The sequence below is a fragment of the Escherichia sp. WS3063 genome, from assembly GCF_046486595.1.
Lineage (GTDB): Bacteria > Pseudomonadota > Gammaproteobacteria > Enterobacterales > Enterobacteriaceae > Escherichia > Escherichia coli.
This window is the reverse complement of the sequence record NZ_JBJQKY010000015.1, coordinates 26,097-52,990: the sequence shown is the minus strand read 5'-3', so window position 1 is coordinate 52,990 and position 26,894 is coordinate 26,097. Positions and strand designations below refer to the sequence as shown.

The 26,894-nt window shown below is 51.6% G+C and carries 27 protein-coding genes and 1 pseudogene; 16 read left to right on the top strand and 12 right to left on the bottom strand.

Going from position 1 to position 26,894, the window contains the following annotated elements; translation table 11 throughout:
• The first annotated feature begins 19 nt into the window (after positions 1-19).
• From ACJHYW_RS15385 to hemH, 5 genes are all read left to right on the top strand, one after another.
• Complete coding sequence (locus ACJHYW_RS15385; protein WP_000467098.1) at positions 20-349, top strand: YbaB/EbfC family nucleoid-associated protein; 330 nt, start codon at positions 20-22, stop codon at positions 347-349.
• Positions 349-954 carry a recombination mediator RecR gene (recR, locus tag ACJHYW_RS15380; protein ID WP_001195025.1) on the top strand — a complete coding sequence of 202 codons (606 nt, stop codon included), beginning with the start codon at positions 349-351 and terminating at the stop codon, positions 952-954. Before ACJHYW_RS15385 ends, recR begins: the two co-directional genes overlap by 1 nt.
• Positions 955-1,063: 109 nt before the next feature.
• Positions 1,064-2,938 (top strand): molecular chaperone HtpG, encoded by a 1,875-nt coding sequence (gene htpG / locus ACJHYW_RS15375; protein WP_000678201.1) that lies wholly within the window; start codon positions 1,064-1,066, stop codon positions 2,936-2,938.
• Positions 2,939-3,118: 180 nt separating this feature from the next.
• A complete protein-coding gene (adk, locus tag ACJHYW_RS15370; protein WP_001313630.1) occupies positions 3,119-3,763 on the top strand; it encodes an adenylate kinase in 645 nt (214 codons plus the stop codon).
• A 131-nt stretch (positions 3,764-3,894) separates the two neighbouring features.
• Positions 3,895-4,857: a ferrochelatase gene (hemH, locus tag ACJHYW_RS15365; protein ID WP_001250114.1), complete on the top strand. Its 963-nt coding sequence runs from the start codon at positions 3,895-3,897 to the stop codon at positions 4,855-4,857.
• On the opposite strand, the gene aes is transcribed toward hemH, so the two are convergent.
• On the bottom strand, positions 4,854-5,813 hold the full coding sequence (gene aes, locus ACJHYW_RS15360) for an acetyl esterase (protein WP_000801816.1): 960 nt from the start codon (positions 5,811-5,813) through the stop codon (positions 4,854-4,856). The two genes, hemH and aes, sit on opposite strands and share 4 nt — an antisense overlap.
• 151 nt (positions 5,814-5,964) lie before the next feature.
• On the opposite strand from aes, the gene gsk reads away from it, so the two are divergent.
• Positions 5,965-7,269 (top strand): inosine/guanosine kinase, encoded by a 1,305-nt coding sequence (gsk, locus tag ACJHYW_RS15355; RefSeq protein WP_000671574.1) that lies wholly within the window; start codon positions 5,965-5,967, stop codon positions 7,267-7,269.
• A gap of 129 nt (positions 7,270-7,398) precedes the next feature.
• On the opposite strand, the gene ybaL is transcribed toward gsk, so the two are convergent.
• Both ybaL and fsr read right to left on the bottom strand, forming a co-directional pair.
• Positions 7,399-9,075 (bottom strand): YbaL family putative K(+) efflux transporter, encoded by a 1,677-nt coding sequence (ybaL, locus tag ACJHYW_RS15350; protein WP_000546224.1) that lies wholly within the window; start codon positions 9,073-9,075, stop codon positions 7,399-7,401.
• A gap of 237 nt (positions 9,076-9,312) precedes the next feature.
• A complete protein-coding gene (fsr, locus tag ACJHYW_RS15345) occupies positions 9,313-10,533 on the bottom strand; it encodes a fosmidomycin MFS transporter (protein ID WP_001251634.1) in 1,221 nt (406 codons plus the stop codon).
• Between the two features lie 217 nt (positions 10,534-10,750).
• On the opposite strand from fsr, the gene ushA reads away from it, so the two are divergent.
• Positions 10,751-12,403 carry a bifunctional UDP-sugar hydrolase/5'-nucleotidase gene (gene ushA, locus ACJHYW_RS15340; RefSeq protein ID WP_000771723.1) on the top strand — a complete coding sequence of 551 codons (1,653 nt, stop codon included), beginning with the start codon at positions 10,751-10,753 and terminating at the stop codon, positions 12,401-12,403.
• Between the two features lie 36 nt (positions 12,404-12,439).
• On the opposite strand, the gene ybaK is transcribed toward ushA, so the two are convergent.
• Together ybaK and ACJHYW_RS15330 are read right to left on the bottom strand one after the other, a co-directional pair.
• Positions 12,440-12,919, bottom strand: a complete 480-nt coding sequence (gene ybaK, locus ACJHYW_RS15335; protein WP_000186626.1) for a Cys-tRNA(Pro)/Cys-tRNA(Cys) deacylase YbaK — start codon at positions 12,917-12,919, stop codon at positions 12,440-12,442.
• A gap of 203 nt (positions 12,920-13,122) precedes the next feature.
• Entirely contained in the window at positions 13,123-13,917 is a 795-nt protein-coding gene (locus ACJHYW_RS15330; protein WP_000365157.1) for a TraB/GumN family protein, read from the bottom strand.
• Between the two features lie 132 nt (positions 13,918-14,049).
• Here ACJHYW_RS15330 and ACJHYW_RS15325 point away from each other — a divergent pair, with 132 nt between their 5' ends.
• Both ACJHYW_RS15325 and ACJHYW_RS15320 read left to right on the top strand, forming a co-directional pair.
• Positions 14,050-14,352, top strand: coding sequence for a type II toxin-antitoxin system RelE/ParE family toxin (locus tag ACJHYW_RS15325; RefSeq protein ID WP_000057541.1), 303 nt, complete (start codon positions 14,050-14,052; stop codon positions 14,350-14,352).
• Between the two features lie 35 nt (positions 14,353-14,387).
• On the top strand, positions 14,388-14,729 hold the full coding sequence (locus ACJHYW_RS15320) for a HigA family addiction module antitoxin (RefSeq protein WP_000806442.1): 342 nt from the start codon (positions 14,388-14,390) through the stop codon (positions 14,727-14,729).
• 57 nt (positions 14,730-14,786) lie between these two features.
• On the opposite strand, the gene copA is transcribed toward ACJHYW_RS15320, so the two are convergent.
• Positions 14,787-17,291, bottom strand: a complete 2,505-nt coding sequence (gene copA / locus ACJHYW_RS15315; protein WP_061092784.1) for a copper-exporting P-type ATPase CopA — start codon at positions 17,289-17,291, stop codon at positions 14,787-14,789.
• A gap of 262 nt (positions 17,292-17,553) precedes the next feature.
• Between copA and glsA the strand changes: the two genes are divergently transcribed.
• The 4 genes and pseudogenes from glsA to cueR all read left to right on the top strand — a co-directional run bounded on the left by glsA (position 17,554) and on the right by cueR (position 20,313).
• Complete coding sequence (gene glsA, locus ACJHYW_RS15310) at positions 17,554-18,486, top strand: glutaminase A (protein ID WP_000883039.1); 933 nt, start codon at positions 17,554-17,556, stop codon at positions 18,484-18,486.
• A gap of 2 nt (positions 18,487-18,488) precedes the next feature.
• Positions 18,489-19,781: an APC family permease gene (locus ACJHYW_RS15305; protein ID WP_000982170.1), complete on the top strand. Its 1,293-nt coding sequence runs from the start codon at positions 18,489-18,491 to the stop codon at positions 19,779-19,781.
• Positions 19,782-19,811: 30 nt separating this feature from the next.
• Positions 19,812-19,909 (top strand): annotated as a pseudogene (locus tag ACJHYW_RS15300) (hypothetical protein); the annotation flags it as partial.
• Positions 19,906-20,313, top strand: a complete 408-nt coding sequence (gene cueR / locus ACJHYW_RS15295; protein ID WP_001026752.1) for a Cu(I)-responsive transcriptional regulator — start codon at positions 19,906-19,908, stop codon at positions 20,311-20,313. The pseudogene ACJHYW_RS15300 and the gene cueR, both read left to right, overlap by 4 nt.
• Before the next feature lie 3 nt (positions 20,314-20,316).
• Here cueR and ACJHYW_RS15290 read toward each other — a convergent pair whose 3' ends face one another.
• From ACJHYW_RS15290 to ACJHYW_RS15280, 3 genes are read right to left on the bottom strand one after another with little or no spacing between them, the layout of a single operon-like run.
• Positions 20,317-20,520, bottom strand: a complete 204-nt coding sequence (locus ACJHYW_RS15290) for a hypothetical protein (RefSeq protein ID WP_000664218.1) — start codon at positions 20,518-20,520, stop codon at positions 20,317-20,319.
• Complete coding sequence (locus ACJHYW_RS15285) at positions 20,517-20,939, bottom strand: hypothetical protein (RefSeq protein ID WP_001361687.1); 423 nt, start codon at positions 20,937-20,939, stop codon at positions 20,517-20,519. Before ACJHYW_RS15285 ends, ACJHYW_RS15290 begins: the two co-directional genes overlap by 4 nt.
• A 53-nt stretch (positions 20,940-20,992) precedes the next feature.
• A complete protein-coding gene (locus ACJHYW_RS15280) occupies positions 20,993-22,009 on the bottom strand; it encodes a YadA family autotransporter adhesin (RefSeq protein WP_000859802.1) in 1,017 nt (338 codons plus the stop codon).
• 365 nt (positions 22,010-22,374) lie between these two features.
• On the opposite strand from ACJHYW_RS15280, the gene ACJHYW_RS15275 reads away from it, so the two are divergent.
• Positions 22,375-22,737 carry a hypothetical protein gene (locus ACJHYW_RS15275; RefSeq protein ID WP_001001644.1) on the top strand — a complete coding sequence of 121 codons (363 nt, stop codon included), beginning with the start codon at positions 22,375-22,377 and terminating at the stop codon, positions 22,735-22,737.
• A 102-nt stretch (positions 22,738-22,839) separates the two neighbouring features.
• On the opposite strand, the gene ACJHYW_RS15270 is transcribed toward ACJHYW_RS15275, so the two are convergent.
• Positions 22,840-23,298: an NfeD family protein gene (locus ACJHYW_RS15270; protein ID WP_000970331.1), complete on the bottom strand. Its 459-nt coding sequence runs from the start codon at positions 23,296-23,298 to the stop codon at positions 22,840-22,842.
• Positions 23,295-24,212, bottom strand: coding sequence for an SPFH domain-containing protein (locus ACJHYW_RS15265; RefSeq protein WP_000904502.1), 918 nt, complete (start codon positions 24,210-24,212; stop codon positions 23,295-23,297). Before ACJHYW_RS15265 ends, ACJHYW_RS15270 begins: the two co-directional genes overlap by 4 nt.
• A gap of 145 nt (positions 24,213-24,357) precedes the next feature.
• Between ACJHYW_RS15265 and fetA the strand changes: the two genes are divergently transcribed.
• Positions 24,358-25,035, top strand: coding sequence for an iron efflux ABC transporter ATP-binding subunit FetA (fetA, locus tag ACJHYW_RS15260; RefSeq protein WP_001298568.1), 678 nt, complete (start codon positions 24,358-24,360; stop codon positions 25,033-25,035).
• The gene (gene fetB / locus ACJHYW_RS15255; protein ID WP_001295323.1) at positions 25,022-25,801 is read left to right on the top strand and encodes an iron efflux ABC transporter permease subunit FetB; all 780 of its coding nucleotides are present in this window, start codon (positions 25,022-25,024) and stop codon (positions 25,799-25,801) included. The genes fetA and fetB overlap by 14 nt, the downstream gene beginning before the upstream one ends.
• A gap of 179 nt (positions 25,802-25,980) precedes the next feature.
• On the opposite strand, the gene cnoX is transcribed toward fetB, so the two are convergent.
• Positions 25,981-26,835 (bottom strand): chaperedoxin, encoded by an 855-nt coding sequence (cnoX, locus tag ACJHYW_RS15250; RefSeq protein WP_001295322.1) that lies wholly within the window; start codon positions 26,833-26,835, stop codon positions 25,981-25,983.
• Positions 26,836-26,894: the final 59 nt, after the last annotated feature.

Sequence of the window (26,894 nt, the reverse complement as noted above, 5' to 3'; positions counted from 1 at the left end):
GTGATTGAGAGAGAAACCTATGTTTGGTAAAGGCGGTCTGGGTAACCTGATGAAGCAAGCCCAGCAGATGCAAGAAAAAATGCAGAAAATGCAGGAAGAGATCGCGCAGCTGGAAGTCACCGGCGAATCTGGCGCAGGTCTGGTAAAAGTGACCATCAACGGTGCACACAACTGCCGTCGCGTAGAGATCGACCCGAGCCTGCTGGAAGACGACAAAGAGATGCTGGAAGACCTGGTGGCTGCAGCATTCAACGACGCAGCACGTCGTATTGAAGAAACGCAGAAAGAAAAAATGGCCTCTGTATCCTCCGGAATGCAGCTGCCGCCTGGCTTTAAGATGCCGTTCTGATGCAAACCAGCCCGCTGTTAACACAGCTTATGGAAGCACTGCGCTGTCTGCCGGGCGTTGGCCCGAAGTCGGCGCAGCGTATGGCGTTCACGCTGCTTCAGCGCGATCGTAGCGGCGGGATGCGTCTGGCGCAGGCGCTCACCCGGGCGATGTCGGAAATCGGCCACTGCGCCGATTGCCGCACTTTCACCGAACAGGAAGTCTGTAACATCTGTTCGAATCCGCGTCGTCAGGAAAACGGTCAAATCTGCGTGGTGGAGAGTCCGGCGGACATTTACGCCATTGAGCAGACGGGGCAGTTTTCAGGTCGTTATTTTGTGTTGATGGGGCACCTGTCGCCGCTGGACGGCATCGGTCCGGATGACATCGGCCTTGATCGCCTGGAACAGCGTCTGGCAGAGGAAAAAATCACTGAAGTGATCCTCGCCACCAACCCCACGGTTGAAGGTGAAGCTACCGCTAACTACATTGCCGAGCTTTGTGCGCAATATGACGTGGAAGCCAGCCGAATCGCTCATGGCGTACCGGTTGGCGGCGAACTGGAAATGGTCGATGGCACCACGCTGTCACACTCCCTTGCCGGGCGTCATAAGATTCGTTTTTAAGCAAACGAGAGCAGGATCACCTGCTCTCGCTTGAAATTATTCTCCCTTGTCCCCATCTCTCCCTCATCCTGTTTTTAACCTTAAAATGGCATTATTGAGGTAGACCTACATGAAAGGACAAGAAACTCGTGGTTTTCAGTCAGAAGTGAAACAGCTTCTGCACCTGATGATCCATTCTCTCTATTCCAATAAAGAAATCTTCCTGCGTGAGCTTATCTCTAACGCCTCCGATGCGGCGGACAAGCTGCGTTTCCGCGCGCTCTCTAACCCAGACCTGTACGAAGGTGATGGCGAACTGCGCGTTCGTGTCTCTTTCGATAAAGACAAGCGCACGCTGACCATCTCCGATAACGGCGTGGGGATGACCCGCGACGAAGTGATTGACCATCTGGGGACTATCGCTAAATCCGGCACCAAATCATTCCTCGAATCCCTGGGTTCTGACCAGGCGAAAGACAGCCAGCTGATCGGTCAGTTTGGTGTTGGTTTCTACTCTGCGTTTATCGTGGCCGACAAAGTGACCGTGCGTACTCGCGCGGCAGGCGAAAAACCAGAAAACGGCGTCTTCTGGGAATCGGCTGGCGAAGGTGAATACACCGTTGCCGACATCACCAAAGAAGATCGTGGTACTGAAATCACCCTGCATCTGCGTGAAGGCGAAGACGAGTTCCTCGATGACTGGCGCGTGCGTTCCATCATCAGCAAATATTCCGACCATATCGCGCTGCCGGTAGAGATCGAAAAACGCGAAGAGAAAGACGGCGAAACCGTTATCTCCTGGGAGAAAATCAACAAAGCGCAGGCGCTGTGGACCCGTAACAAGTCGGAAATCACCGATGAAGAGTACAAAGAGTTCTACAAACACATCGCCCACGACTTTAACGATCCGCTGACCTGGAGCCACAACCGCGTTGAAGGTAAGCAGGAGTACACCAGCCTGCTGTACATTCCGTCTCAGGCACCGTGGGATATGTGGAACCGCGATCATAAACACGGACTGAAACTGTACGTCCAGCGTGTGTTCATCATGGACGACGCAGAACAGTTCATGCCGAACTATCTGCGCTTCGTGCGTGGTCTGATTGACTCCAGCGATCTGCCGCTGAACGTTTCCCGTGAAATCCTCCAGGACAGCACGGTAACGCGTAACCTGCGCAATGCGCTGACCAAGCGTGTGCTGCAAATGCTGGAAAAACTGGCGAAAGACGACGCGGAAAAATACCAGACCTTCTGGCAACAGTTTGGCCTGGTACTGAAAGAAGGTCCGGCGGAAGATTTCGCTAACCAGGAAGCGATCGCCAAATTGCTGCGTTTTGCTTCTACCCATACCGATTCTTCTGCGCAGACCGTATCTCTGGAAGACTACGTTTCCCGCATGAAAGAAGGGCAGGAGAAAATCTACTACATCACCGCAGACAGCTATGCGGCAGCGAAGAGCAGCCCGCACCTGGAACTGCTGCGTAAGAAAGGCATCGAAGTTCTGCTGCTTTCCGACCGCATCGATGAGTGGATGATGAACTATCTGACTGAGTTCGACGGTAAACCGTTCCAGTCTGTGTCTAAAGTTGACGAGTCGCTGGAAAAACTGGCTGACGAAGTTGATGAGAGCGCGAAAGAAGCGGAGAAAGCACTGACTCCGTTCATCGACCGTGTGAAAGCCCTGCTCGGCGAGCGCGTGAAAGATGTCCGTCTGACTCACCGTCTGACCGATACGCCAGCGATTGTCTCTACCGACGCGGACGAAATGAGCACCCAGATGGCGAAACTGTTTGCCGCAGCGGGCCAGAAAGTGCCGGAAGTGAAATACATCTTCGAACTGAACCCGGATCACGTACTGGTGAAACGTGCGGCAGATACTGAAGATGAAGCCAAGTTCAGCGAGTGGGTAGAACTGCTGCTGGATCAGGCGCTGCTGGCAGAACGCGGCACGCTGGAAGATCCGAACCTGTTTATTCGTCGTATGAACCAGCTGCTGGTTTCCTGATGTCATGCCGGATGACCTTTGTGTCATCCGGCATTTTTCTTTTCATCATCTGCACTTTCCGCAAATTATCTCGCCATTAACCGTTTCAGCCCCAGGTGCCTTTCTTGAGGCAATCGCTTGTTGGTGGTATCGTTTATCGCTTTTTCAAAAAATTCGACACATTTTAAGGGGATTTTCGCAATGCGTATCATTCTGCTTGGCGCTCCGGGCGCGGGGAAAGGGACTCAGGCTCAGTTCATCATGGAGAAATATGGTATTCCGCAAATCTCCACTGGCGATATGCTGCGTGCCGCAGTCAAATCTGGCTCCGAGCTGGGTAAACAAGCTAAAGACATTATGGACGCTGGCAAACTGGTCACCGATGAACTGGTGATCGCGCTGGTTAAAGAGCGCATTGCTCAGGAAGATTGCCGTAATGGTTTTCTGTTGGACGGCTTCCCGCGTACCATTCCGCAGGCAGACGCGATGAAAGAAGCGGGCATCAATGTTGATTACGTTCTGGAATTCGACGTACCGGACGAGCTGATTGTTGATCGTATCGTCGGTCGCCGCGTTCACGCGCCGTCTGGTCGTGTATATCACGTTAAATTCAATCCGCCGAAAGTAGAAGGCAAAGACGACGTTACCGGTGAAGAACTGACTACCCGTAAAGACGATCAGGAAGAAACCGTACGTAAGCGTCTGGTTGAATACCATCAGATGACTGCACCGCTGATTGGCTACTACTCCAAAGAAGCAGAAGCGGGTAACACCAAATACGCGAAAGTTGACGGCACCAAGCCGGTTGCTGAAGTTCGCGCGGCTCTGGAAAAAATCCTCGGCTAATCAAGCCGCAGCAGATCTGCTCTCGGGCAGGTCTGCGTATCCTCCTCAGGCTAGACCTCTCACAGCAATTAGTTCTTCTTCCTCACTTTTCCGCTACAATTATCAACAAGTTGAATCGATAAGAGGCGGTAATGCGTCAGACTAAAACCGGTATCCTGCTGGCAAACCTGGGTACGCCCGATGCCCCCACACCTGAAGCGGTAAAACGCTATCTGAAACAATTTTTAAGCGACAGACGCGTGGTTGATACCTCACGGTTGTTATGGTGGCCGTTGCTGCGCGGCGTGATTTTGCCGCTGCGTTCGCCGCGTGTGGCGAAGCTGTATGCCTCTGTCTGGATGGAAGGTGGCTCGCCGCTGATGGTTTACAGCCGCCAGCAACAGCAGGCGCTGGCACAACGTTTACCGGAGACGCCCGTAGCGCTGGGAATGAGCTACGGCTCGCCATCACTGGAAAGCGCCGTAGATGAACTTCTGGCAGAGCATGTAGATCATATTGTGGTGCTGCCGCTTTATCCGCAATACTCCTGTTCAACTGTCGGTGCGGTATGGGATGAACTGGCGCGAATTCTGGCGCGCAAACGTAGCATTCCGGGGATATCGTTTATTCGTGATTACGCCGATAACCACGATTACATTAATGCACTGGCGAACAGCGTACGCGCTTCTTTTGCCAAACATGGCGAACCGGATCTGCTACTGCTCTCTTATCATGGCATTCCCCAGCGTTATGCAGATGAAGGCGATGATTATCCGCAACGTTGCCGCACAACGACTCGCGAACTGGCTTCCGCACTGGAGATGGCACCGGAAAAAGTGATGATGACCTTTCAGTCGCGCTTTGGGCGGGAACCCTGGCTGATGCCTTATACCGACGAAACGCTGAAAATGCTCGGAGAAAAAGGCGTAGGTCATATTCAGGTGATGTGCCCGGGCTTTGCTGCGGATTGTCTGGAGACGCTGGAAGAGATTGCCGAGCAAAACCGTGAGGTCTTCCTCGGTGCGGGCGGGAAAAAATATGAATATATTCCGGCGCTTAATGCCACGCCAGAACATATCGAAATGATGGCTAATCTTGTTGCCGCGTATCGCTAAAGCTGAGCGGTAAAGAACTGAGCGCCGTCGCGAAGAGCCTCGTCGGCGGTTTTCATCATCCGTGAATAATGCAAAAAGGCGTGCAACGTGCCTGGGTAGAGTTTGAACTTACAGGGCTGCTGATGCGCCGCTAACGTCTGGTAAAGCAGACGGCTGTCATCCAGCAGCGGATCGAACTCCGCCCCGGCAATAAAACAGGGCGGAACTTCGCGAGTGAGATCATTATTAAACAGACAGTAATACGGCGACTCGCGATCCGCGTCGTTGCTTAAATATGCCTCTTCATACATCTGCAAATCCTGTTGCGTTAAGCCATCCCAGACACCACCCAACAGACGACGAGTCACGGAATCCCGTAATCCGTAAAGCCCATACCACAGCAAAACGCCCGCAACTTTACCGCAATCGATCTGTTTATCGCGCAACCACAACGCACTGGCGAGCGCCAGCATGGCACCTGCGGAATCACCGGCAAAACCAATGCGGGACATATTGATTTGATAATCCTCCGCCTGCTGGTGGAAATAACAACAGGCAGCCACAATTTCCTCTATCGCTTGCGGAAAACGCGCTTCAGGTGAAAGGGTGTAATCAATGCCAATCACCGTACATTGGCTGTAGCTTGCCAGCAGGCGCATGATGCGATCGTGGGTATCGAGATTGCCGAGAATAAAACCGCCTCCATGCAAATAAAATAGCGTCGCCGGGCTGTGACTTTTGGGTGAGTAGAGGCGAGTCTCGACCTGACCATAAGGTGTGGGAACCATGTAAGCTCTGGTTGCCATTTCTGGAGCGCCCGCATTCCAGAATCGGCGCTCAAGCGTGTAATACTGTCGTTGCTCAGCAATCGTTCCCGTTGCGGGCCAGGGCGGTAAATCCGGCTGAAGAGTATTCACAACGGTCTTCATTTCAGCAGAAATAAGGTCCAGAACGGGTAATTTGTTTTCCGGCTTCATGCAAAAACTCCTTTCAAATTACGTCATTGTAAGGAACCACTGCCATGAAAATGCGATCCCGCCTGCTGATATTGAAACTGGCTGCATCTCGCGCGCTCCCGTCAGATTGTGTTAACATTCGCCGCTCAGTTAACCACCCGTAAAAACAACCATGAAATTTCCCGGTAAACGTAAATCCAAACATTACTTCCCCGTAAATGCACGCGATCCGCTGCTTCAGCAATTCCAGCCAGAAAACGAAACCAGCGCTGCCTGGGTAGTGGGTATCGATCAAACGCTGGTCGATATTGAAGCGAAAGTGGATGATGAATTCATTGAGCGTTATGGATTAAGCGCCGGGCATTCACTGGTGATTGAGGATGACGTAGCCGAAGCGCTTTATCAGGAACTAAAACAGAAAAACCTGATTACCCATCAGTTTGCGGGTGGCACCATTGGCAACACCATGCACAACTACTCGGTGCTCGCGGACGACCGTTCGGTGCTGCTGGGTGTGATGTGCAGCAATATTGAAATTGGCAGCTATGCCTATCGTTACCTGTGTAACACCTCCAGCCGTACCGATCTTAACTATCTACAAGGCGTGGATGGCCCGATTGGTCGTTGCTTTACGCTGATTGGCGAGTCCGGGGAACGTACCTTTGCTATCAGCCCTGGCCACATGAACCAGCTGCGGGCTGAAAGTATTCCGGAAGATGTGATTGCCGGAGCCTCGGCACTGGTTCTCACCTCTTATCTGGTGCGTTGTAAGCCGGGTGAACCCATGCCGGAAGCAACCATGAAAGCCATTGAGTACGCGAAGAAATATAACGTACCGGTGGTGCTGACACTGGGTACCAAGTTTGTCATTGCCGAGAATCCGCAGTGGTGGCAGCAATTCCTCAAAGACCACGTCTCTATCCTTGCGATGAACGAAGATGAAGCGGAAGCGTTGACCGGAGAGAGTGATCCGTTGTTGGCATCTGACAAGGCGCTGGACTGGGTTGATCTGGTGCTGTGCACCGCCGGGCCAATCGGCTTGTATATGGCGGGCTTTACCGAAGACGAAGCGAAACGTAAAACCCAGCATCCGCTGCTGCCGGGTGCTATAGCGGAATTTAACCAGTATGAGTTTAGCCGCGCCATGCGCCACAAGGATTGCCAGAATCCGTTGCGTGTCTATTCGCACATTGCGCCGTACATGGGCGGGCCGGAAAAAATTATGAATACCAACGGAGCAGGAGATGGCGCACTGGCAGCGTTGCTGCATGACATTACCGCCAACAGCTACCACCGTAGCAACGTACCAAACTCCAGCAAACATAAATTCACCTGGTTAACTTATTCATCGTTAGCGCAGGTGTGTAAATATGCTAACCGTGTGAGCTATCAGGTACTGAACCAGCATTCACCTCGTTTAACGCGCGGCTTGCCGGAGCGTGAAGACAGCCTGGAAGAGTCTTACTGGGATCGTTAAGTTATCGTCGGTTCGTAGGCCAGATAAGGCGTTCACGCCGCATCTGGCATTTTGCTCTCAATGCCTGATGCGACGCTGGCGCGTCTTATCAGGCCTACATATCCGCGCCTATTATCCGGCAACCACCGTTTACCCCGTCACCACTTCACCCGCCGGTGGTGTTTCCAGCAGTTCCAGCATAGTACGGGCGATTTCACGCTCACCCATCACTACCTGATTTGCACCACGTTCGGTGATATACGCCACTTCATCGTCATAATGGGCGCGGGCAATAATCTCAATATCCGGATTTTTCGCGCGGGCAGATGCCACAATCTCGCCCGCTTCATAACCGTTGGGAATCGTCAGGATCAGCCATTTAGCACATTCCAGATGCGCCAGTTGCATAATTTCTTCGTTCGCCGCATTGCCCAATACTGCGCGGACCCCGCGCTCTCGCAGTTCATCAACACGGGTTCGTGACGTCTCAATCACCACCAGCGGAATATCAGAGGCGAGCAATTTCTCCCCCAGCAGGCTGCCTACACGACCGTAACCTACCAGTAGCGCATGGTTGCAAATATCCACTGGGATCTGCTTCTCTTCTTCGATAGCCTCTTCCAGCGTCTGCTCTTCCAGCGTTTCGGTCTTCGCCAGATATTTCTCCAGCAGCGCAAACAGGACCGGGTTGAGCATAATCGACAAAATCGCCCCTGCCAGTACCAGGTTCTGCCCGGCTTGCGGCAACAGATCCAGCGCCATGCCCAGTCCCGCCAGGATAAACGCGAACTCACCAATTTGCGCCAGGCTGGCGGCGATAGTTAATGCCGTACGTTGGGAGTGACCAAACAGTCGCACCAGGAAAAACGCGGCTAACGACTTACCAAACAGAATAATCGCCAGCGTCGCCAGCACTGCCAGCGGTTGCTGAATCAGAATTAACGGATCAAACAACATCCCGACGGAGACAAAAAACAGCACCGCAAACGCGTCGCGCAATGGCAGCGTATCGTGGGCGGCACGGTGACTCAGTTCAGACTCGTTCAGTACCATCCCGGCAAAGAACGCACCGAGTGCAAAGGAGACATCAAACAGCTCCACCGCACCAAAGGCAATCCCTAACGCCAGCGCCAGCACCGACAGGGTAAACAGCTCACGGGAACCGGTTGCTGCGCTACGTGCCATAATCCACGGCACCAGACGGCGACCTACCAGCATCATAATGGCGATAAATGCGATCACCTTGCCGATGGTGATCCCCATATCGACTGCAAGAGTGGCAAAGCCCACATCGCCTTGTTCCATCATTCCTGCCACTGCGGGCAGCAACACCAGCGTCAGAACCATTACCAGGTCTTCCACAATCAACCAACCGATGGCGATTTGCCCACGCTGACTGTCTATTAATTGCCGTTCTTCAAGTGCGCGCAGTAACACCACGGTACTGGCGGTGGAAAGGCATAAGCCGAACACGATACCGGTCATTAACGACCAGCCCAGCACGGCGGAGAGCGCCATACCCAGCAGCGTCGCCACGGCTATCTGGGCGATCGCACCGGGAATGGCGATGGCCTTTACCGCCATCAAATCCTTCAGCGAAAAGTGCAGACCCACGCCAAACATCAACAGAATGACGCCCAGTTCAGCCAGTTCCGGCGCAAGCTTGGTATCGGCAACAAAGCCCGGAGTGAATGGTCCTGCCAGCACACCCGCTAACAGATATCCCACCAGAGGAGAAATACGTAGTTTATTGGCCAGCATGCCGAGGATAAAGGCGAGCACAAGGCCGCCAACAATGGTGGTGATAAGCGGGGTGGCGTGATGCATTCCGTCTCCTTTTCCTGGTGGTTATTGTCCATTTTTGGCCGGGAAAACCAAAATTACAGGTAATAGTTTATGACAATTTCATTGATGATGTTTATGAATAATTGTTGAATTTTGCAGAAAAATGGAATTAGCTGCAAAAAAAGCACGGATCGGAAAACTGAAGGCGGTTTAACAGAGGAAAGGCTTATGGCGACTGTAAAACGATGCAGCCAAAGTTTGCCTTTGGCTGCAATGAAATCAGTCTTTATGCCGGTTATCAGGCAGGAATATGGTCAACATCCCCAATAGTGGCAGGAAAGCACAGATTTTATAGACTAACTCGATGCTGGTGTGATCGGCGATAAGCCCCAGAACTGCCGCTCCCAGACCTCCCATGCCAAAAGCAAAACCGAAAAAGAGTCCAGAAACCATACCGATACGTCCCGGAAGCAGCTCCTGAGCGTAGACCAGAATGGCAGAGAATGCCGAAGCGAGGATAAATCCAATAATCACCGTTAAAACCCCCGTCCAGTGCAGGCTGGCGTAGGGTAAAATCAGCGTAAACGGCGCAACGCCGAGGATAGAGCCCCAAATCACATATTTCCGCCCAATTTTATCCCCTACAGGCCCGCCGATCACCGTACCTGCCGCAACGGCAAACAGGAAGGCAAACAGATGAAGCTGAGCATTCTGGATAGATAATCCGAATTTTTGCATCAGATAAAAGGTGTAATAGCTGCTGATGCTCGCCATATAGAAATATTTCGAGAAAATGAGGATTAACAGAATGCTGACCGCCAGTACCACTTTGTTACGCGGCAGTGGATTGATAATCGTCGCTTTGGGTTTTCCTTTATTCATTCGGTGCTGTGCCGAGTACCAACGGCTGATTTGCGCCAACACCACGATCGCCAGCAGTGCCGCAAGCACAAACCAGGCAACGTTGCCTTTACCATAAGGCGCGATAATCACCGCCGCCAGCAAGGGGCCCAGGGAACTGCCAAAGTTGCCGCCGACCTGAAAGATAGATTGCGCCAGGCCATGCCGCCCGCCGGAAGCCATACGGGCCACGCGAGAAGATTCCGGATGAAAGACCGATGAACCGGTACCGACCAGCGCCGCCGCCAGCAGAACTGCGCCAAAACTGCCCGCCAGCGCAAGCAGCACCAGACCACTTAAGGTAAAGCACATGCCAATTGGCAACGACCACGGCATCGGATATTTATCGGTCCAGTAACCGACCACCGGTTGCAGTAGCGAAGAGGCGAGCTGGAAGGTGAGGGTTATCATGCCAATCTGCATAAATGTCAGAGAAAACTCTGACTGAAGCAGCGGATAAATCGCCAGAATCAGCGATTGGATCATGTCGTTCAGCAGATGTGAGAGGCTGATAGCACCTAAAATACCAAACGATGTTCGGGCCTTGGTCGTTGACGCAGCCGCGCCCGCCACAGGCTGGGTTTGTTCACTCATTGCCATAGGAAAGTCACTTTTTCAGGGTTGCGATGTAAAGAATGATCTTATTTGTGATTATTACCCGACTAACATACCTGTATGCGTCGCCTGAAGGAAGTCTCAACGCCGAATACAGAATTTCTAATCTGGATGCAGATTTATCTTCACCGGACGCAGACTTGTCTATGATGTCGCGTCATACTATTTTTCAACACGTTGAAATCAGGTCAGGGAGAGAAGTATGAAATTATTGCAGCGGGGCGTGGCGTTAGCACTGTTAACCACATTTACACTGGCGAGTGAAGCTGCTCTGGCGTATGAGCAGGATAAAACCTACAAAATTACAGTTCTGCATACCAATGATCATCATGGGCATTTTTGGCGCAATGAATATGGCGAATATGGTCTGGCGGCGCAAAAAACGCTGGTGGATGGTATCCGCAAAGAGGTTGCGGCTGAAGGCGGTAGCGTGCTGCTACTTTCCGGTGGCGACATTAACACTGGCGTGCCCGAGTCTGACTTACAGGATGCCGAACCTGATTTTCGCGGCATGAATCTGGTGGGCTACGATGCGATGGCAATCGGTAATCATGAATTTGATAACCCGCTCACCGTATTACGCCAGCAGGAAAAGTGGGCAAAGTTCCCGTTACTTTCTGCCAATATCTACCAGAAAAGTACCGGCGAGCGCCTGTTTAAACCATGGGCGCTGTTTAAGCGTCAGGATCTGAAAATTGCCGTTATTGGCCTGACGACGGATGATACAGCGAAGTTAGGCAACCCAGAAAACTTCACCGATATTGAGTTCCGTAAGCCCGCCGATGAAGCGAAGCTGGTGATTCAGGAGCTGCAACAGACAGAAAAGCCAGACATTATTATCGCGGCGACCCATATGGGGCATTACGACAATGGTGAGCACGGCTCTAACGCACCGGGCGATGTGGAGATGGCGCGCGCGCTGCCTGCCGGATCGCTGGCGATGATCGTCGGAGGTCACTCGCAAGATCCAGTCTGTATGGCGGCAGAAAATAAAAAACAGGTCGATTACGTGCCGGGTACGCCATGCAAACCGGATCAACAAAACGGCATCTGGATTGTGCAGGCGCATGAGTGGGGCAAATACGTGGGACGGGCTGATTTTGAGTTTCGTAATGGCGAAATGAAAATGGTTAACTACCAGCTGATTCCGGTGAACCTGAAGAAGAAAGTGACCTGGGAAGACGGGAAAAGCGAGCGCGTGCTTTACACTCCTGAAATCGCTGAAAACCAGCAAATGATCTCGCTGTTATCGCCGTTCCAGAACAAAGGCAAAGCGCAGCTGGACGTGAAAATAGGCGAAACCAATGGTCGTCTGGAAGGCGATCGTGACAAAGTGCGTTTTGTACAGACCAATATGGGGCGGTTGATTCTGGCAGCCCAAATGGATCGCACTGGTGCTGACTTTGCGGTGATGAGTGGAGGCGGAATTCGTGATTCTATCGAAGCAGGCGATATCAGCTATAAAAACGTGCTGAAAGTGCAGCCATTCGGCAATGTGGTGGTGTATGCCGACATGACCGGGAAAGAGGTGATTGATTACCTGACCGCCGTCGCGCAGATGAAGCCAGATTCAGGTGCCTACCCGCAATTTGCTAACGTTAGCTTTGTGGCGAAAGGCGGCAAACTGGACGACCTTAAAATCAAAGGCGAACCGGTCGATCCGGCGAAAACTTATCGTATGGCGACATTAAACTTCAATGCCACCGGCGGTGATGGCTATCCGCGCCTTGATAACAAACCGGGCTATGTGAATACCGGCTTTATTGATGCCGAAGTGCTGAAAGCGTATATCCAGAAAAGCTCGCCGCTGGATGTGAGTGTTTATGAACCGAAAGGTGAGGTGAGCTGGCAGTAATCCGAAAGTGCCGGATATTTGCATCCGGCACAATGCTTAATCGCGGCGGGCGATATCAGCAAATTTGGCATCGAGGATCTTTGCCAGATCGCCTGCCGCCAGTTCGATATCCAGCCCGCGCTTGCCGCCGGAAACATAAATAGTGGCAAATTCTTGTGCGGGGGCGTCGATAATCGTTGGCAGACGTTTTTTCTGCCCCAGTGGGCTAATCCCCCCAACCAGATATCCCGTCGAACGCTGCGCAACCATCGGATCGGCCATCTCAATTTTCTTGGCACCCAGCGCTTTTGCTACTTTTTTAAGATCCAGTTGACCTGCGACCGGCGTAACGGCCACGGCAAGGTGTTTCATATCACCGTTCACTGCGACCAGCAGCGTTTTGTAGACCTGATCCGGATTCAAACCTAATTTTTTGACGACTTCATCGCCAAAATTGGTTTCAGCCGGATCGTGCTCGTAGGTATGGATTTGAAACGAAATCTTGTTTTTTTCGAGTAATTTAACTGCGGGTGTCATGGTAATTTTCCTGCCTTAAACAAAAAAACGAAGCAAGCATACGCCTGATGGCGGTCCAAAAAAAAGAGTCATCTTGCCTAAGAGTATTGGCAGGATGGTGAGATTGAGCGACAATCGAGTTACACCGTCGCTTAAAGTGACGGCATAATAATAAAAAAATGAAATTCCTCTTTGACGGGCCAATAGCGATATTGGCCATTTTTTTAGCGCAACATTTGCGGCAAATTCCCTTCTCCATACAGGTGTAGTGCACCGACCGCGACCACATATCGCCCCGGCGGCATGGCGCGTAATTTATCCCGCCAGGCGAGATTTCGCTGATGCATCAGCACATCGTACAGCGACTGACTGAACGTATTGGGCAGCGTTATTTCATTATTTTGCGGCGGTGCATTCAGCCACCAGCTCATCATTTGTTGCAGCAACCGTGCATTGGTGTGCCAGTGGGTCAGCGTATCGTCCAGCAGTGCCAGTCCTTTGTCAGGGAGCTGGAGCAACATGGCAATCTGGTTTTCTGCCCCTTCCAGTTCAATCACGGGTTTATGTTGTTGCTTCGCCGCCTGCAATAGCTGGTAATCGATACCATATTCTGCCCGGAGCCCCAGTTTTTGTGCCTGCGTCGCCTGAAGAACCATCGCGATTTGCCACAGCGGTTGGGTAGAAAAGAGTGAGGTAGAAATGCCCATCTCCTGGCTAATGTGCTGCAGGTTTTGGAGTTGCTCCTCGCTAATGCGCTCTTCCAGCGCCTCGCAGGCAGGCAAATTAGCAAAAGGCGTATCGCTGGTGGAAACATCCGCCTCGACGATCAGCGCATCGGCGTTTTTGAGCTTTTTGAGCAAACGGGTGGGCAGGGGAGCCATATCGTGGCTACCCATATGAATACTGCCGATCAGATGAAAATGGCGATTGCCGGGAAGAGAGATATCGATAGCAGGCCAGGTGTAATGATTACCGCGCAGCGCGGCCCAAAGCGTTTTTACCCGGTACAACAGATCCATACGACCTCCCTTTGTGAAATATCATGCTAGCGCGCGGGGAGGGATGGCGCAAATGGAGTTGATTGTCGCACTTGTGCACAGTGCTTGTGTGCATTACAATAATTAAACAATGGACAAGGAGATGAGAATGGAATGGCTCAAAAGAATAATATAAGGAGTTTTCGTGATGCCTGGCTGGCTGATTTTTTTGTCCATTCAACGCCACATCGAAAGATCCCTGCTGAAATCCATACCACGTTATCACGAAAGTTGGACATCATTAATGCTGCCACTTCTCATCGGGATTTACGCTCCCCTCCGGGGAACCGATACGAAGAGTTGTCCGGGAAATTACAGGAATATTCCTCCATTAGAGTGAATAAACAGTACCGACTGATATTTAAATGGGTTAATGGCAAGGCCGAAGAATTGTTTTTAGACCCACACAACTACTAAAACATAGCTGTCGTATTGACGATAAAGGTAAAACCATGAAACAGGCAACAAGAAAACCGACGACACCCGGAGATATTCTTCTCTATGAATATCTGGAACCGCTCGATTTGAAAATCAATGAGTTAGCAGAGTTACTGCATGTTCATCGTAATAGCGTCAGTGCACTGATCAATAATAATCGTAAACTCACCACTGAAATGGCATTCCGTCTGGCGAAAGTTTTTGATACCACAGTCGATTTTTGGCTAAACCTCCAGGCGGCAGTTGATCTTTGGGAAGTTGAAAACAACATGCGTACCCAGGAAGAATTGGGACGGATTGAAACAGTGGCTGAATATTTGGCACGCCGTGAAGAGCGTGCAAAAAAGGTCGCGTAGAATAATTTCCCTATAACGGATGCGCCACCCTAAAGCAGTGCATCCGTAATGATGTACTTATTCCTTCGGTTTAAATCGCAGCAATCGGTTGGCGTTACTCACTACGGTAATCGACGAGAGCGCCATTGCCGCTCCGGCAACCACCGGGTTAAGCAGCGTACCGGTGAACGGCCACAAAATACCGGCGGCGACCGGAATACCAATGCTGTTGTAGATAAACGCACCGAGCAGGTTCTGCTTCATATTGCGCAGCGTTGCGCGGGAAATCGCGAGCGCATCCGCAACACCCATCAGGCTATGGCGCATCAGGGTAATCGCCGCGGTTTCAATGGCAACATCACTGCCGCCACCCATCGCAATACCGACATCCGCCTGAGCCAGCGCTGGCGCGTCGTTAATGCCGTCGCCCACCATTGCCACCTGACGTCCTTCACTTTGCAGGCGTTTAATCGCTTCGGCTTTACCGTCCGGCAGCACCCCGGCGATCACCTCATCAATCCCGGCTTCTTTGGCGATCGCATTGGCGGTGGTTGAGTTATCCCCGGTCAACATCACCAGACGATATCCCGCTTTATGCAGGCGTTGCAGCGCCGCCACGCTATCACTACGCAATGGATCGCGTACAGCCAGCAGGGCTACCGCTTTCCCGTCAACCGCCAGCAGCACAGGCGTTGCCCCTTGCGATGCCTGAGCTGAAATATCTGCCTCAATCGCTTTAGTATCAACGTGCTGGTCATTTAACAGCGCCTGATTACCCAGCAATAACGCATGACCTTCAGCTTCACCGCTCACGCCCAGCCCGCGCAATGTGCGGAAACCGTTGACCTGCGGCAGCTGCATATCGCCTGCTTTATCGAGGATCGCTCGTGCCAGCGGATGGCTGGAACCTTGCTCCAGTGCCGCCGCCAGACGCAATGCCTGCGCTTCATCAACATCAGCAAACGTTTTCACTGCGACAACCTGCGGTTTACCTTCGGTCAGCGTCCCGGTTTTATCGAACACTACGGTATCGAGCGTACTGGCGCGTTGCAGCGCGTCGGCGTCCCGCACCAGCACACCAAACTCAGCCGCCCGCCCGACGCCCGAAATAATCGACATCGGCGTCGCCAGTCCCAGCGCACACGGACAGGCAATAATCAGCACCGTGGTGGCAATCACCAGGGTATAGACAATCTGCGGTGCCGGACCAAAGAAATACCAGATTGCCGCACTGACAAGCGCAATAACCACTACTACCGGCACAAATACGGCTGAGATTTTATCCGCCAGTTGGCCGATTTCAGGCTTGCTGCTCTGGGCCTGGCGCACCATGCGAATGATACGTGACAGCGTAGTATGGCTGCCGACCGCACTGGCACGAAACAGCACACTGCCGTCCTGCACCACTGTCCCGGCATGGACGCTATCGCCTTCGCCTTTTTGCTGCGGGATAGGTTCGCCCGTCAGCATCGCTTCATCCAGCCACGCTTCGCCTTGGGTAATCTCACCATCTACCGGCACACGGTCGCCGGTCGTCAGGCGCAATAACATACCTGGCTGAACATCTGCCAGCGGCACGTTTTTTTCACCTTCGTCGGTGACCAGGCGCGCCGTCGGTGGGGTTAAATCGAGTAATTTCTCCAGCGCCTTAGAAGAACGCTGACGCGCGCGCGCTTCCAGCATATGGCCGAGATTGATCAGACCGATAATCATCGCGCTGGCTTCGTAATAAAGATGTCGCGCTTCCATCGGGAACCACTGCGGCCACAGGTTGACGCTCATCGAATAGAGCCACGCCACGCCAGTACCCAGCGCCACCAGCGTATCCATCGTCGCTGCACCGTTCAGCAGGCTTTTCCATGCGCTGCGGTAAAAATGCCCGCCGGCGAAAACCATTACCGCCAGGGTTATCAGGCCGATAACCAACCACAGGCTGCGGTTGTCGGCGGTGACCATCATGTTATCGCCGATCATCCCCCAGACCATCACCGGGATACCCACCGCCAGTGCGACAATCGCCTGCCAGCGGAAGCGCTTCATCGTAGCGACGGCGGTTTCTTGCTGGCGCTCGCGGCGTTTAGCGTCATCTTCAATCGCTTCCGCGCCGTAGCCCGCTTTTTCCACCGCCTGCACTAAATCTTGTGGGGAGGCACTGCCCATCACCAGCGCAGTACGCTCCGCCAGGTTTACCCGTGCCTGAGTGACGCCCGGTACGCTTTGCAGCGCATTTTGTACGCGGGTGACACAGCTGGCGCAGCTCATGCCGCTCAGCAGCAACTGCTGGCTGTCATCGTCATCGGCGGTCGCTGCCGGAAGCGCCTCAGAAACCGCTGTCAGTGCTTCCGACGGGATTGATGACTCCGCCAGCGGTTTAGCCTTTGGGTGGCTTACAGATGCGTCATAACCCGCTTGTTTGATGGTTTCGATCAGCTGTTCTGCACTGGCAGTCCCGGTAACGTGCGCTTCAGTGACAGACACATCCGCCTGCTCAACATCCGGGCGCTGTTCGAGACTTTCTTTCACGCGTTTAACGCAGTGACCGCAGGACAGGCCGTCCAGGGTCAGGTCGATAGTTTGTGACATAAAACACTCCTTTTAAGACAGTTTTGACTGGCTGTGATAAAGGTTAAACCTTCCAGCAAGGGGAAGGTCAAGAAATTAATAAACCAGGCGGGTAAAAGTCCGTAAAGATTAAAAAATCGGCTCGATTTGCATCAGGATTAGACATTTATCTCTTTGTTTTCCTGTAGTTAAGTTGCGGGTGCTAAGTTAAATCAGGATGCCTGAAAATCGGCACCGGGGTGAGGAATTACCTCCCGCATCTATAAAAAGGAGTTAACAAAAGATGTTAGATGCAAACAAATTACAGCAGGCAGTGGATCAGGCTTATACCCAATTTCACTCACTTAACGGCGGACAAAATGCCGATTACATTCCCTTTCTGGCGAATGTGCCTGGTCAACTGGCAGCAGTGGCTATCGTGACCAGCGATGGCAACGTCTATAGTGCGGGTGACAGTGATTACCGCTTTGCGCTGGAATCCATCTCGAAAGTCTGTACGTTAGCCCTTGCGTTAGAAGATGTCGGCCCGCAGGCGGTACAGGACAAAATTGGCGCTGACCCGACCGGATTGCCCTTTAACTCAGTTATCGCCTTAGAGTTGCATGGCGGCAAACCGCTGTCGCCACTGGTAAATGCTGGCGCTATTGCCACCACCAGCCTGATTAACGCTGAAAATGCCGAACAACGCTGGCAGCGAATTTTACATATCCAACAGCAACTGGCTGGTGAGCAGGTAGCGCTCTCTGATGAAGTCAACCAGTCGGAACAAACAACCAACTTCCATAACCGGGCCATTGCCTGGCTGCTGTACTCCGCCGGATATCTCTATTGTGATGCAATGGAAGCCTGTGACGTGTACACCCGTCAGTGCTCCACGCTCATCAATACTGTTGAACTGGCAACGCTTGGCGCGACGCTGGCGGCGGGGGGAGTGAATCCGCTGACGCATAAACGCGTTCTTCAGGCCGACAACGTGCCGTACATTCTGGCCGAAATGATGATGGAAGGGCTGTATGGTCGCTCCGGTGACTGGGCGTATCGCGTTGGTTTACCGGGCAAAAGCGGTGTAGGTGGCGGTATTCTGGCGGTCGTCCCTGGCGTGATGGGAATTGCCGCGTTCTCACCACCGCTGGACGAAGAAGGCAACAGTGTTCGCGGTCAAAAAATGGTGGCATCGGTCGCTAAGCAACTCGGCTATAACGTGTTTAAGGGCTGATCATGATGAACACGGAAGGTAATAACGGTAACAAACCCCTCGGTCTATGGAACGTCGTTTCCATCGGCATTGGGGCAATGGTGGGGGCGGGGATCTTCGCGCTGCTGGGGCAGGCTGCGTTGCTAATGGAAGCCTCGACCTGGGTCGCCTTTGCATTTGGCGGTATTGTGGCGATGTTTTCCGGTTATGCCTATGCGCGCCTGGGGGCGAGCTATCCCAGCAATGGCGGTATTATCGACTTCTTTCGTCGCGGATTAGGCAACGGCGTCTTTTCGCTGGCGCTCTCGTTACTGTACCTGTTGACGCTGGCGGTAAGCATCGCCATGGTCGCCCGTGCTTTTGGCGCTTATGCCGTGCAGTTTTTGCATGAAGGCAGCCAGGAGGAGCACCTTATATTGCTCTACGCGTTGGGGATCATTGCGGTGATGACGCTTTTCAACTCCTTAAGCAACCATGCGGTAGGGCGGCTGGAAGTGATCCTCGTCGGCATTAAAATGATGATCCTGTTATTGCTGATCATTGCAGGTGTCTGGTCGCTGCAACCGGCGCATATTTCCGTCTCTGCGCCCCCCAGCTCCGGTGCGTTCTTCTCCTGTATTGGGATAACCTTCCTTGCCTATGCGGGCTTTGGCATGATGGCGAACGCGGCGGATAAAGTGAAAGATCCGCAGGTCATTATGCCACGGGCATTTCTGGTGGCGATTGGCGTTACCACGTTGCTTTATATCTCGCTGGCGCTGGTTTTGCTTAGCGATGTATCGGCATTAGAGTTAGAAAAATATGCCGATACCGCCGTAGCGCAGGCTGCTTCTCCGCTGCTCGGGCATGTGGGTTATGTGATCGTCGTCATCGGCGCTTTACTGGCGACGGCTTCAGCCATCAACGCGAACCTGTTCGCCGTGTTTAACATCATGGACAACATGGGCAGCGAACGCGAACTGCCGAAGCTAATGAATAAATCCCTGTGGCGGCAGAGTACCTGGGGCAACATCATTGTCGTGGTGCTGATTATGCTGATGACGGCGGCGCTGAATTTAGGCTCACTCGCCAGCGTTGCCAGCGCCACCTTTTTGATCTGCTATCTGGCGGTGTTTGTGGTGGCGATCCGCCTGCGTCATGATATTCACGCCTCGTTGCCGATTCTTATCGTTGGTACGTTGGTGATGTTGTTGGTGATCGTTGGCTTTATCTACAGCCTGTGGTCCCAGGGCAGCCGTGCGTTGATATGGATTATTGGTGCAATCTTACTCAGCCTTATCGTGGCAATGGTCATGAAGCGCAATAAAACCGTATAACATCTCTCTGTGCGCAGTACTTCCTGTATTATTGTGGTGGCGGTCGATATTCGCACTGGCAAAAAAACGTGCTTGAATATTTGTTGAAACCCTTTAACAAAGCACAGGAGGCGTTGCGCGAACGATGAACATTAGCGATGTAGCAAAAATTACCGGCCTGACCAGCAAAGCAATCCGCTTCTATGAAGAGAAGGGGCTGGTGACGCCGCCGATGCGCAGCGAAAATGGTTATCGAACCTACACGCAGCAGCATCTCAACGAACTGACCTTACTGCGGCAGGCACGCCAGGTGGGCTTTAACCTGGAAGAGAGCGGCGAGCTGGTGAACCTGTTTAACGACCCGCAGCGTCATAGTGCCGACGTCAAACGTCGTACGCTGGAGAAGGTGGCGGAGATCGAACGGCATATCGAAGAACTGCAATCCATGCGCAACCAGCTACTGGCGCTGGCGAATGCCTGCCCCGGTGATGACAGCGCCGACTGCCCGATTATCGAAAATCTCTCCGGCTGCTGTCATCATCGGGCGGGGTGAAAATCAGTTAATCCACGTTTGCACCGAAAGAATATGCTGCAAACTTTCTACCATAATGCGCCCCGACTGAAATAAGCCTTCCTGGATTTCGTTGTTAACATTCACAGCGTGAACCAGGGAGGCTAATAACACCACTTGCAAGAAGGCAAAAATAAACGCACCGATAATCATAATATGCGTCAGGGGGATTTTCCTTTGCTCCTTCATTTTAAATAACCCACAAACTGACCTTCCTTCATTAAGGCGACTTTTCCCGTGTGGTGATAAACAATGACGTTATAAAGACCTGACTGATAAACAGTGGCATCTTTATTGTCTTCATCAATTGCACATAATGAATCATTGAGATAAGCAAAGTTTTTACTGCTCATTCTAAAGATCATGCCAAATCCTTTATAAATGGCTTTCTTTGCCGCCTGGGCGTGTTGTGCGGCTTCTGCATTTTTAAATGCCTGCGCTTCGGATGCACTTAAAATAGCCGTCTGACGCTGCTGTTCTGCGAGGTAACAGGTATCATGGCTGACGCCCTGCGCCTGGCAATCTGCGATGCGGGAAGTGGGTGAACTACAGCCAGCCAGTAATATAACCGCCAGCAGGGAAAACGATTTAATGGAGCTATTCATCATTGTTAACCTTAAATAATGTGCGGAAAATTGCGAATAAGAAATTGCTGTTAAAATTAGAACGAATATCCCACGCCGACACCCGCACCGAAATCAGATTGTGTATCCGCAGAAATACCTGCTTTAAGTACCGTATGCGTTCCGGCATTAAAAGATGTTCCTACAGACACCGCAGATTCACCGTTGAACGTTCCCGCTCCCGCTGACACCATCATCACGTCACCGGTTTTCACCTGTGGTTGTGAGGCGATAGCGATGGCAGATGCAGTTCCCGCATTGGCTTCTTTACGATTGTCCTCAACTTCGTTTTTCAGAGAATCGAAATGGTTATTGAGCGTGTTAATTTGTTGGCTGTTATCTGCGACCCGTTTTTGCGTGTTGGTTAACTGTTGCTGCGTTTGGGTTACGTCTTGTGACAGGCTGTCAATTTGTTCATGTGCCTGGACAGACTTCTGCGCCAGACTTTGCATTTGTTTATCGTATTGAGCCCTTTCTTTTTGCTGTTGTGCTGCCACATCGGTTGTCAGTGCATTCATTTTCTGCCCTTGTTCCGTGGTAGTGCGCTGATTAGCCTCATTTTGAGCCGCCAGCCTGGCATTAATCATCTCCTGATAATGCGCGGTATTTTGCGTATCTCCAGTCGCGGCGAGCGTTTTTTGTGTGGCTACGATCTGCGCCTGTTGCTCTGTAATTTGCGTTTGCTGGGCATCAGTTACCGCAGACTGTCGGGCGTTGATCATGCTCTGATAACGGGCGGTTGTCTGTACATCACCTGTAGCGGCAACGGTTTTTTGTCCTGCGTCAGGATCTGTCTGGACAGGGGGAGTCTGAGTGGTATCAGGTGTTTCAGAAGGGATGTAGTGATGTTCAGTCAAATAGGTATACGCAGCGGGGCTGTTGTCTGTGCGTTCTAAAAAGCGGGTAATCTTCTGCTCAATCTCCGATTGCGACATGCCGGAGTTAATGGCTGAAAGCTCTGTTGCCGCCGCTTCAATGGTATCACCAGCTAAAACAACAGGGCTGGATATTGCTGAAATTATGAGTGCCAGTAAAGCTACGTTTACAGTTTTCATTCATTTTCTCTTGTTCAAAATAAGTCGCATTAATGTTTCTATAAGAAACAAATAATATTGTTTTAAGAAATAAACTGCGTTGCAATTTGATCGAAATCTACGCCGCCATTTGTGTGATGTAAAGCGCATTTTTGTCTTGTGTAAGCGTAAACACCACCAATAAGAAACAAAAATAGTTTCTTATATAAATAAAAAAGGAAATTATTTCGTGCTCTTTCAATGTAAAAAAGAGTAAAGACTTGTTTTGATAAGCGAAATAAATTCTGTTTCTGGACTAAACGTGAAGCGGTTCCTGATGTGTGCTAAAATGCGTTTCTTTGATAAATCTCAATTTTTAAGAGGTTTACGCCAGGCAGGAAATTTAAATGAATGAATTTGAGAAGATTTTTAATGAAATGAATCTGGACCGGGCATTGCTACCGATCCTTTTTCGTTCGAACCGGTCAACAGTGTGGAAGTATTTAAGCGGCGATAGTACGGCTCCTGCCTCTGCCATGTCGCTGATCATGCTGTTGCAGTTGATCCAGAAACGAAACCCCGATCTGTTAGCCGAATGGTTAACGCTTTCTGATTTCACCATTCCGCCAGAAGTTTACCTGGACCAACCTGATTACTGGAAAGGGTGGGTGTATACCCAACACAAGGTCAATAAAAACGTCCTGGAATATCTAAAAAAACACTATCCGGATGAAGACCAAAAAAGTATGGGTAAAGGCCGGGAAGAGTAATTTTGCCTCTACTCGGCTATATGCCGGATGCGGCGCAAGCGCCTTATCTGGCCTACGATTCGGGCATATTTTGTAGGCATGATAAGACGCGTCAGCGTCGCATCAGGCGATGACCGCACGGATGATCAGCGTTATCCCTTCTATCGCAATGACTTCAACATGCGTACCTGCACCGAGATCCTCGCTGGCGCTGACAGGCCATGAACTGTCGCCGACGCGCATATGACCGCGCCCGTTGACCAGCGGTGATTCCAGTACAAACCGTCTGCCGATCAATTGTTGACCGCGCTGGTTTAAATGACTATCGCTGTGCTTTTGTTCGCGCACCCGCCGCGACAACCATTTCCACCACAGCCAGGCGGCGAGCAGCGTCAGGACGGCAAACATCACCCCTTGCCACTCCCAACCCAGCGGCACCAGCCAGACCACCAGACCGGTAATCACCGCTGCCACGCCGCTCCACAACAAATAACCATTTCCGCCCAGCATCTCGGCTGCCAGCAGCAACCCGCCGAGACTGAGCCAGAAAATATGTGGATGAACGACCATTAACTCCATCATGGCTGAGTCCGTTTGTTGGCGCTGTCTTTCACCAGCTCGGCAATCCCGGCAATCGACCCCATCAGGCTGCTGGCCTCTAATGGCATCATCACTACTTTGCTGTTACTGGAGGAACCGATCTGCTGTAACGCTTCGGTGTATTTCTGTGCTACGAAGTAGTTCACCGCCTGAATATCGCCGGAGGCAATGGCTTCAGACACCATTTTGGTGGCGCGGGCTTCCGCTTCGGCAGAACGTTCACGCGCTTCGGCCTGTAAGAATGCCGACTGACGTTCACCTTCCGCTTTCAGGATTTGCGACTGTTTTTCACCTTCGGCTTTGAGGATTTCCGCCTGACGGATCCCTTCCGCTTCGAGGATGTAAGCGCGTTTGGTACGTTCCGCTTTCATCTGCGCGTTCATTGAAGAGATAAGCTCTGCCGGTGGGCGCACGTCGCGAATTTCAATACGGGTGACTTTAATCCCCCACGGGTTAGTGGCTTCATCGACAATACGCAGCAGGCGTGAGTTGATGCTGTCGCGCTGAGAGAGCATTTCATCAAGTTCCATTGAACCCAACACGGTACGGATGTTAGTCATGGTCAGGTTGATGATCGCCAGCTCCAGATTGCTGACTTCATAAGCGGCGCGCGGGGCATCAATCACCTGAATAAAGCACACGGCGTCGATGGTAACGTTGGCGTTATCTTTCGAGATAACTTCCTGGGAAGGGATGTCGAGCACTTGCTCCATCATATTGATCTTGCGACCAATGCGATCCATAAAGGGCACCACCAGGCTTAGACCTGGCTGTAACGTTTTGGTATAGCGACCAAAACGCTCTACTGTCCACTGATAGCCCTGCGGCACGATTTTGACGCCCGCGCCAACAATGACCAGCGCGACAAAAATGAGAATAGGGATAAAGATAAGCATCGGAAAAACCTCCTGTTGTACCGTCCATAATCAGCAAAATTGCTGCTTGATTAAACAAATTATACCTGATTACTGAAAGAGAGTTCCCCCTTATTCCTGCGAAGGATAAACTGTTTTTAGTAAAAATCAGAAAAAGGGAACAGTGATGCAGGAAAATAGTCCTTTGCTTCAGCTACAAAACGTAGGATATCTGGCGGGTGATGCGAAGATTCTTAATAACATCAATTTTTCGCTGCGTGCTGGCGAATTTAAGTTAATTACCGGTCCTTCTGGTTGTGGCAAAAGTACGCTGCTAAAAATAGTTGCTTCATTGATCAGCCCAACCAGCGGAACGTTACTGTTTGAAGGTGAGGATGTCAGCACACTAAAGCCAGAAATCTACCGCCAGCAAGTGTCTTACTGCGCCCAGACGCCGACGCTGTTTGGCGATACGGTATACGATAATCTGATCTTTCCCTGGCAGATCCGTAACCAGCAGCCTGACCCAGCCATTTTTCTCGATTTTCTCGAACGCTTCGCTTTGCCGGACACCATTTTGACGAAAAATATCGCCGAGCTATCTGGGGGTGAAAAACAACGCATCTCATTGATTCGTAACCTGCAATTTATGCCGAAGGTTTTATTGCTGGATGAAATCACCAGTGCGCTGGATGAAAGTAATAAACATAACGTTAATGAGATGATCCATCGTTATGTGCACGAGCAAAATATTGCCGTGCTGTGGGTGACACACGATAAAGACGAAATTAATCATGCGGATAAAGTGATTACACTGCAACCGCATGCCGGAGAAATGCAGGAAGCACGCTATGAACTCGCATAATATTACTAACGAATCATTGGCACTGGCATTAATGCTGGTGGTGGTGGCAATCTTAATTAGCCATAAAGAAAAACTGGCGCTGGAGAAAGATATTCTCTGGAGCGTCGGGCGCGCGATAATTCAGCTGATTATTGTCGGCTATGTGCTGAAGTATATTTTCAGCGTGGATGATGCCAGCCTGACATTATTGATGGTGTTATTTATCTGCTTTAATGCGGCGTGGAACGCGCAAAAACGCAGTAAATATATTGCTAAAGCTTTTATCTCATCGTTTATTGCCATTACGGTCGGGGCGGGAATTACCCTGGCGGTGCTGATTCTCTCAGGGTCGATTGAATTTATCCCGATGCAGGTGATCCCTATCGCCGGGATGATAGCCGGTAACGCCATGGTAGCGGTGGGGTTGTGTTACAACAATTTAGGGCAACGCGTGATTAGCGAACAGCAACAGATTCAGGAGAAACTGAGTCTTGGCGCGACGCCGAAACAGGCTTCAGCGATATTGATTCGCGACAGTATTCGCGCGGCTTTAATTCCGACGGTCGATTCAGCAAAAACGGTTGGCTTAGTGAGTTTACCAGGAATGATGTCCGGGCTGATATTTGCCGGGATTGATCCGGTGAAGGCGATTAAATATCAGATTATGGTGACCTTTATGCTGCTCTCAACTGCCAGCCTGTCGACCATTATTGCCTGCTATTTAACCTATCGTAAATTTTATAATTCGCGCCACCAGTTGGTGGTGACGCAATTGAAGAAGAAATAATGCGATGCCTGATGCGTCTAATCAGACCTACATGGCACCTGCAATGTATTGAATTAGCACGGTTTGGTAGGCCGGATAAGGCGTTCACGCCGCATCCGGCGGCTATGCGCGGATGCCTGATGCGACGCTGGCGCGTCTTATCAGGCCTACAAACCAGCACATCGCATTTCAACGGAAAATCAATACAACAACGCATACAGCTGGCGGCGATACTTCGACGCCAGTGCATCACCCGTACCCAGCGCAGCAAGGATCTCCTGGAACGTTTTACGTGTCTGACCGTCTGCGGCGGTGAGATCTTTACGCAGATGCCCAAACAGTAACTCCAGCGCCTCTTCATTGCGCCCAACCTGGTGCAGTTGCAGTGCCAGTTGCGTTGCCAGTGCGGCATCTTCTGGATTCTCTGCCACCTGCTGTTGCAGCTGTTGAATTTCCGGCGTATCTGCCGCCTGCTTCAGCAGTTCGATTTGCGCCACCAGCCCCTGGTAGCGGGTGTCCTGATCCTGTAAAGGAATGGTTTTCAGCACGGCTTCAGCATCTTCAGAACGGTTCAGCGCAATCAGCGTTTCTGCCAGCAGCAGGCCGATCTCCCCGTTCTGATTCGACAACTGCCAGGCGTCTTTCAGCAATGGCAAGGCGTCGGTGTAATTGCCTTCCTGCATCAGCTGCATCGCCTGCTGCGCTTTCAGCTCTTCTTCGCGCGGCAGCACTTTATCCAGCAGGGCGCGGATCGCCTCTTCCGGTTGCGGCCCCTGGAAGCCGTCTACCGGTTGCCCGTTCTGGAACAGATACACGGTCGGAATCGCGCGCAGACCAAACTGGGCGGCAATCATCTGCTCCGCGTCGCAGTCCAGCTTCGCCAGAATAAATTGCCCGTTGTACTGCGCCGCGAGGCTTTCCAGAATTGGGGTTAACTGCAAACAGTGCTGGCTACGTTCAGACCAAAAATAGAACAGCACCGGAGTGGTCATCGACTGTTCAAGAACCTGTTGCAGGTTAGATTCGTTAATGTTGACAATATTTTCTACGGACATGGAGTCGCTCTCTGTTGTCGATATTTTCTTTGACATGGGGGCTTAAGCGCGCGCTTCAA